8 protein-coding genes are annotated in these 6,195 nt (G+C 67.4%); all 8 read right to left on the bottom strand.

Features of this window, described 5'->3' with window-relative positions; all coding sequences use genetic code 11:
- A partial coding sequence (locus O1Q03_RS32325) for an FmdB family zinc ribbon protein (protein ID WP_269508647.1) occupies positions 1-249 on the bottom strand: 249 nt, incomplete at its 3' end.
- 95 nt (positions 250-344) lie between these two features.
- Positions 345-971: an SAM-dependent methyltransferase gene (locus tag O1Q03_RS32320; protein ID WP_269508644.1), complete on the bottom strand. Its 627-nt coding sequence runs from the start codon at positions 969-971 to the stop codon at positions 345-347.
- A 17-nt stretch (positions 972-988) separates the two neighbouring features.
- Entirely contained in the window at positions 989-2,566 is a 1,578-nt protein-coding gene (ubiB, locus tag O1Q03_RS32315) for a ubiquinone biosynthesis regulatory protein kinase UbiB (RefSeq protein WP_269508642.1), read from the bottom strand.
- Between the two features lie 12 nt (positions 2,567-2,578).
- Positions 2,579-3,205, bottom strand: a complete 627-nt coding sequence (locus tag O1Q03_RS32310) for a ubiquinone biosynthesis accessory factor UbiJ (protein ID WP_269508653.1) — start codon at positions 3,203-3,205, stop codon at positions 2,579-2,581.
- Positions 3,206-3,369: 164 nt separating this feature from the next.
- Entirely contained in the window at positions 3,370-4,404 is a 1,035-nt protein-coding gene (locus tag O1Q03_RS32305) for a Tim44 domain-containing protein (protein WP_269508639.1), read from the bottom strand.
- A gap of 41 nt (positions 4,405-4,445) precedes the next feature.
- Complete coding sequence (gene ubiE, locus O1Q03_RS32300; RefSeq protein WP_096507086.1) at positions 4,446-5,177, bottom strand: bifunctional demethylmenaquinone methyltransferase/2-methoxy-6-polyprenyl-1,4-benzoquinol methylase UbiE; 732 nt, start codon at positions 5,175-5,177, stop codon at positions 4,446-4,448.
- A gap of 52 nt (positions 5,178-5,229) precedes the next feature.
- Positions 5,230-5,643, bottom strand: a complete 414-nt coding sequence (locus O1Q03_RS32295) for a DUF971 domain-containing protein (RefSeq protein ID WP_269508637.1) — start codon at positions 5,641-5,643, stop codon at positions 5,230-5,232.
- Complete coding sequence (locus tag O1Q03_RS32290; RefSeq protein ID WP_269508635.1) at positions 5,640-6,083, bottom strand: HIT family protein; 444 nt, start codon at positions 6,081-6,083, stop codon at positions 5,640-5,642. Before O1Q03_RS32290 ends, O1Q03_RS32295 begins: the two co-directional genes overlap by 4 nt.
- Positions 6,084-6,195: the final 112 nt, after the last annotated feature.

The raw sequence follows: 6,195 nt of genomic DNA, 5'->3' as shown, positions 1-6,195 counted from the left end.
CGCTGCGTCGGCCGGCGCCGCAGCGCCGTCGCCCGACGCCGTCGCCGGCGCGCTGGTGCCGCCCGAGCCGCCTCGGAAATCGGTGACATACCAGCCGGAACCCTTCAGCTGGAAGCCGGCGGCGGTGACCTGCTTGCGAAAAGCATCCTTCCCGCATTCCGGGCACTGCGACAGCGGCGCGTCGCTCATCTTCTGGAGCACATCCTTCGCGAAACCGCACGCTTCGCATCGATAGGCGTAGATCGGCATGATATTTTTCCCGCAGAAACTGGAAACGGCTTGCAAAACCTTGAATTATATCCGAAACGCCAGCGCGCTCCGGCAACGGCCGCGACGCGCGGGGATCAGCGACGGCGCCACGTGAGCCAGCGCTCGTGTCCTTCGAACACGGCCAGCGAATCGGTCACGGGCAGATCCTCGATCGGTTCGAAGTGCGGCGTGAGCAGCGCATCGAGTTCGGCCCGCTCGATTCCGAACGGCGGCCCCTTCGGTTTCGCCGTCACGAAGAAATAGCCGGCCAGCAATCCGCCCGCGGGCAGCAGTTCGGCCATGCGCGCCGCATAGTCGGCGCGCAGGCTCGGCGGCAGCGCGCACAGGAACGCGCGCTCGTACACCCACTGCACGTCGAACGGCGGCCGGTACACGAAGAAATCGGCCTGCTCGACGACGTCCGCATGCGCGCCGAGCTGCGCCTTCGCGGCCGCCACCGCCTGCGCGGCGAAATCGATCGCGCGCACGGGCCAGCCGGCCCGCGCGAGCCAGCCCGCCTCCTGCGCGCTGCCGCAGCCCGGAATCAGCACCGCGCACGGCTCGCGCCGCTGCGCGAACGCGCGAAATCCGTCCGGCACGCCGCCGAACTCCCACGGCGTCACGCCGCGCGCGAAACGCTCGTCCCAGAACGATGCGCTGCCCGGGTCGCGCGTCGAGAAATCGGCCGCGCCCGGCGCTGAAGGTGGTTTCGGTTCGGACATCGCGCTGCTCCTTGCGGTCATCCGCCGTACGCGAGCACGAGCAGCACGCGCGCGACGAACGCGCCAACGCCGACGGCCAGGCCGAAGATCAGCAGCGCCTGCATCAACCGGTTCGTGCGCTTCTGCTCGATGAGGATCTGACGCATCAGGTCCTCGCTCGCCGCACGCGGTGCATCGTGGCGCGCCGCCATCGCGTGATGGATCAGGCGCGGCAGTTGCGGCAGCGTCTTGCTCCATTGCGGCGCTTCGACCTTGAAACGCTCGTACCAGCCGCGCAGGCCGATCTGCTCGGTCATCCAGCGCTCGAGATACGGCTTCGCGGTCTTCCACAGGTCGAGTTCGGGGTCGAGCGAGCGGCCGAGCCCTTCGACGTTCAGCATCGTCTTCTGCAGCAGCACCAGCTGCGGCTGGATCTCGACGTTGAAGCGACGCGACGTCGAGAACAGCCGCATCAGCACCTGGCCGAGCGAGATGTCCTTCAGCGCGCGGTCGAAATACGGCTCGCACACCGCGCGGATCGCGCTTTCGAGTTCCTCGACGCGCGTCTCGGGCGGCACCCAGCCCGATTCGAGGTGCAGCGTCGCGACGCGGTGGTAATCACGCTTGAAGAACGCGAGGAAGTTCTGCGCAAGGTAGTTCTTGTCGAAATCGGACAGCGCGCCGACGATCCCGAAATCGAGCGCGATGTAGCGGCCGAAGGTGTTGGGATCGAGGCTCACCTGGATGTTGCCCGGGTGCATGTCCGCATGGAAGAAGCCGTCGCGGAACACCTGCGTGAAGAAGATCTCGACGCCTTCGCGTGCCAGCTTCTTGATGTCGACGCCCGCCGTGCGCAGCGTCTCGACCTGGCTGATCGGCACGCCCGTCATGCGCTCCATCACGAGCACCTGCGACGTCGAGAAATCCCAGAACATCTCCGGCACGAGCAGCAGGTCGAGGCCCGCGAAGTTGCGGCGCAGCTGGCTGCCGTTCGCGGCCTCGCGCATCAGGTCGAGCTCGTCGTGCAGGTACTTGTCGAATTCGGCGACGACCTCGCGCGGCTTCAGCCGCCGGCCGTCGGCCCACATCCGCTCGGTCCACGTCGCGATGTCGCGCATCAGCGCGAGGTCGGAATCGATCACCGGCAGCATGTTCGGGCGCAGCACCTTGACCGCCACCGCCTTCCCCGCGTGCGGGCCGCTCTTGAGCTTCGCGAAATGCACCTGCGCGATCGACGCGCTCGCGACCGGCTCGCGTTCGAATTCGTCGAACAGCTCGTCGACCGGCGCGCCGAGCGACTTCTCGATGATCGCGATCGCGACCGCCGAATCGAACGGCGGCACCTGGTCCTGCAGCTTCGCGAGTTCGTTCGCGAAATCGACGGACAGCAGGTCGCGGCGCGTCGACAGCACCTGGCCGAACTTCACGAAGATCGGGCCGAGGCTTTCGAGCGCGTGGCGCAGACGCACCGCGGGCGGCGACGAATAACGGCGGCCGATCGTCGTGATGCGCAGCAGCAGCTTCACACGCCGGTCGTCGATCCGGGACAGCATCACCTCGTCGAGGCCGAAGCGGATGACGGTGTAGACAATCTTGATGAAACGGAAAATGCGCATGCCCTGCGGCCCTCAGTGCGCGCCGCGCGGGCCGGAACCCGTGCGCGCGCCGATTTTTTGTTCGAGTCGCTCGACCCGTTTTTCGACCCGCGCGAGCGCATCGCGCGCGCGAGCCAGCTCGGCATCGAAGCCGCCGAGCGCCGTGCGCCGGACGACCTGCGGGTTTTCGTCGAGCCAGTATTCGGCGACGGAATCGAGCACGTTGCGGCCGGTGCGGCGTGCGCGCGCGCCGGCGTCGCGCAGGACCGTCGCGATCCGGTACGCCGCCGCGTCGCCGACCAGCTTCGCGAGATCTTCTTCGGGTTCCCAGCGCAGATGCTCGGCCAGTTTCGCGATCTGTGTCGCAAACTCCGCGTCGCCTTCGATCTTCACGTGCTTCATCACGGCCGCCTGGCCGCCCTGCAGGAATGCGGCGACCGTGTCGCCCGCGAGCGCGATCGACACGTCGACGTGTTGCGCATCGTGCGCTTCGACCGCGGACAGGTAGCCGTCGGGCTGCACGAGCAGCGTGAGCGTGACGGGCGGCACGTCGAGCCGGGCAGTCTTGCCCGCGTAGGGGATCAGGCGGTCGCGCGCCCACGATTCGCGTGCGAGCAGGTGATTGACAGCAGCAGCAAAAGGCTTGGCGGCAAAGGTCATCGGGCTGGGAAAGAAAAAACCCGCGCGGGCCGGGCGCCCGCGCGGGTTTCTATTGTAACGTCGGATCGCCGGCAGACCGCGGCCGACCGCACATCCGGGCGGCAACCGGTCGCAGCGCGGCGGCCGTCGCCCGGCAAGCCGGCGGGCGCGGCCGCCAGCCACGTTCAGTGCGTGTTGATCTGCTGGATACCCGCGAGCAACCAGCCCTGACTGCCCGACTTCGACAGGTTCCACACCTCGTCGAACGGCGCGGCCGACGCATTCGCCGACTCGCGGATCAGGCCGTGGAAGCGCACGCTCGCCGCCTGCTCGATGCCGCGATCCTCGATTGCGACCAGTTCCGCGTCGAGCTGCACGACGTCGGTCTGGTTCGCCTCGTTGCCGCGCGAATCGAGGTCGATCTTGATCTCGGCGAACATTTCGGGCGTCGTGAACTCGCGGATGTCGGCCAGGTTGCCCTGGTCCCACGCCGCCTGCAGGCGCACGAAATAGACCTTCGCGCTGCGCAGGAACGCTTCGGTGTCGAAGCCGGCCGGCACCTGCAGCGGTGCGGCTGCCGTCGCGCCCGCCGCTGCGGCGGCCGGCGCGCCGCCGCCGAACACGCCCTGCGCTTCATTCGCGTAGCTGCTGCCGCTGCCCGCATAGTTGCTGCCGGTGCTGCCCTGCTGGAACGTCGGGCCTTGCGAGTAGCCGCCCGACGACGACGCCCCGCCGCCGACCGAATACGCCGGCTCCTGCGGGCGACGGCGGTTCATGAACTTGCGGATCAGCCAGATGCCGATCATCGCGAGCAACGCGATCACGATGACGTTCGCCATCATGCTCGCGAATGCGCCGCCAAGACCGAAGTGCGACAGCAGCGCCGCGATGCCGAGGCCGGCCGCGAGACCGGCGATCGGCCCGAGCCAGCGCGAGCGGTTCGGCTGTGCGGCCGGCGCCGGAGCGGCCGGGTTCGCGCGCTGCGCCTGCGACGGCGCGGCCTGCTGCATCGGCGGCTGCGCGGGCGGCGTGGCCTGGCGCTGCGTGACGGTGGAATTCTGGCGGCCGATGCTGCGCCCGCCGCCCATGCGCCGGGCTTCGGCGTCGAGCGATGCGAACGTGCCGGCCGTGAGCAGGCCGACCATCAGCAGCGTGCCGACCCGTCGAGCCCACGGCTTCGACGGCTTGCTACGGTTGAACAACGAACGCGATTCAGACATCAGCTTCTCCGAACGTAAGACGAATGTAGGCAAAGAACCCCTTAGTACTTGGTCCCTAGGTGTAAAGCTACCACGCCACCTGACAAATTGTAATATTTGACGGCATCGAGCCCCGCTTGTTCCATCATCGTCTTCAGGGTGTCCTGATCCGGGTGCATCCGGATAGATTCAGCAAGATACCGATAACTTTCGGCATCTTTCGCGAACTTGTCGCCAAGCCACGGTAATACTTTGAAAGAATACAAATCGTAGGCTTTTTTCAGCGGATCCCAGACTTTCGAGAATTCCAGCACCATCACGCGGCCGCCGGGCTTCGTCACGCGGCGCATCTCGGCGAGCGCGGCATCCTTGTGCGTCATGTTGCGCAGCCCGAACGCGACCGTGACCACGTCGAAGTAATTGTCCGGGAACGGCGTTTTCTCCGCGTCGCACAGCAGCGACGGGGTGACGATCCCCTTGTCGAGCAGCCGGTCGCGGCCGACGCGCAGCATCGATTCGTTGATGTCGGTGTGCCAGACTTCGCCCGTCGGGCCGGCTGCCTTCGCGAACGCCTTGGTCAGGTCGCCGGTGCCGGCCGCGATGTCGAGCACCTTGAAGCCCGGGCGCACGTTCGCCTGCGCGATCGTGAACGCCTTCCATGCGCGGTGCATGCCGGCCGACATCAGGTCGTTCATCAGATCGTAGTTGCTCGCGACCGAATGAAACACGCCCGCCACTTTCTTCGCTTTTTCGTTTTCCTCGACGCTTTCGAAGCCGAAGTGGGTTTTGCTCATCGCGTTGATCCTCAGTAAATGGCAAGACGGCGCCGAGCGGGCGCCGTCGATTTCAGTGGCAGTGGCCGTGCGGCGCGGTCGCCGCCTGCATCGGCGCGTCGCGCTCGACGCCTGCCGCCTTCAGTTTGTCGAAATAGTCGCGCCACAGCGCGTCCTGCTGCGTCGCCAGTTCGTACAGCAGATCCCACGAGTAGATGCCGGTCGAATGGCCGTCGGAGAACGTCGGCTGCAGCGCGTAGTTGCCGACGCCCTCGAGCGCGGTGATGGTGACCTCGCGCTTGCCCGTCTGCAGCGTCTCCTGGCCGGGCCCGTGGCCGCGCACCTCGGCCGACGGCGAATACACGCGCATCAGCTCGAACGGAATCCGGTAATTCTCGCCGTTCGGGTACTGCAATTCGAGCACGCGCGACACCGCGTGCACGACGACGCCGGACGGAATCGGCGTCGTGGAAGTCAAACCGCTCATGGCTGCCTCGAATCGGTCATGCGTTGAATTTCCTCGCGCACCGCATTGTGCAGCAGCGAGGCCTGCGCCGCGCGCGAGCGCAACAGCGCCTCGGACACGCTGCGCTGGCGCGGCGCCCACACGGGCTGCGGGAAATGGGCGTCGTTCGAGAAGCGCGGGATCACGTGCCAGTGCACGTGCGGCACCATGTTGCCGAGGCTCGCGAGATTCACCTTGTTCGGCTGCATCATGCGCCGCACGGCGCGCTCCACCGCATAGACCACGCGCATCAAATGTGCCCGCTCGGGTTCGCCGAGATCCGAGAACTCGGCCACGTGCGCGCGCCAGATCACCCGGCAGAAGCCCGGGTAGTCGTGCTCGCCCGTGGCCAGCACGACGCGCAGCACGTCGTCCTGCCAGAGCACCTCGCCGCCGTCTTCACGGCAAAACACGCATTCCATCGTCGCTCCCATGTGGACGGGGGGGCGCCCGGGCCCCCCCCCCCCCCCCCCCCCCCCCCCCCCCCCCCCCCGCGGCGGGAGCGCCCCCAAGAACACCCACCGCCCCCGACCC

The sequence above is a fragment of the Burkholderia sp. IMCC1007 genome, assembly GCF_027257875.1.
Lineage (GTDB): Bacteria > Pseudomonadota > Gammaproteobacteria > Burkholderiales > Burkholderiaceae > Burkholderia.
This window is presented reverse-complemented; position numbering and strand designations above follow the sequence as displayed.

What these genes read in the sequence shown, in the direction of transcription:
- O1Q03_RS32320 (WP_269508644.1), bottom strand. Translation starts at nt 971, where the DNA reads ATGTCCGAACCGAAACCACCTTCAGCGCCGGGCGCGGCCGATTTCTCG.
- ubiB (WP_269508642.1), bottom strand. Translation starts at nt 2,566, where the DNA reads ATGCGCATTTTCCGTTTCATCAAGATTGTCTACACCGTCATCCGCTTC.
- O1Q03_RS32310 (WP_269508653.1), bottom strand. Translation starts at nt 3,205, where the DNA reads ATGACCTTTGCCGCCAAGCCTTTTGCTGCTGCTGTCAATCACCTGCTC.
- O1Q03_RS32305 (WP_269508639.1), bottom strand. Translation starts at nt 4,404, where the DNA reads ATGTCTGAATCGCGTTCGTTGTTCAACCGTAGCAAGCCGTCGAAGCCG.
- ubiE (WP_096507086.1), bottom strand. Translation starts at nt 5,177, where the DNA reads ATGAGCAAAACCCACTTCGGCTTCGAAAGCGTCGAGGAAAACGAAAAA.
- O1Q03_RS32295 (WP_269508637.1), bottom strand. Translation starts at nt 5,643, where the DNA reads ATGAGCGGTTTGACTTCCACGACGCCGATTCCGTCCGGCGTCGTCGTG.
- O1Q03_RS32290 (WP_269508635.1), bottom strand. Translation starts at nt 6,083, where the DNA reads ATGGAATGCGTGTTTTGCCGTGAAGACGGCGGCGAGGTGCTCTGGCAG.